The sequence below is a fragment of the Streptomyces rubellomurinus genome, assembly GCF_000961885.1.
Lineage (GTDB): Bacteria > Actinomycetota > Actinomycetes > Streptomycetales > Streptomycetaceae > Kitasatospora > Kitasatospora rubellomurina.
Window position 1 is genome coordinate 1 of the sequence record NZ_JZKH01000387.1, and the last position, 250, is coordinate 250.

At 74.0% G+C, this 250-nt stretch carries 1 protein-coding gene; it reads left to right on the forward strand.

Features of this window, described 5'->3' with window-relative positions:
• A partial coding sequence (locus tag VM95_RS38310) for a zinc-binding dehydrogenase (protein ID WP_045706423.1) occupies window positions 1–250 on the forward strand: 250 nt, incomplete at both ends.

Below are 250 nucleotides of genomic sequence, written 5' to 3' on the forward strand. Positions count from 1 at the left end.
CGGCGGCCGGTTCCTGGAGATGGGCAAGACCGACCTGCGCGACCCGGAGGCCGTCGCCCGGCAGCACGCCGGGGTGCGCTACCGCTCGTACGACCTGGTCGCCCAGGCCGGGCCGGAGCGGATCCAGGAGATGCTGGTCGAGCTCGCCGCACTGTTCGAGCGCAAGGTGCTCGTCCCCTCGCCGATCCGCTCCTGGGACGTGCGCCGGGGCCAGGAGGCCTTCCGCTACCTGCGCGAGGGCCGCAACACC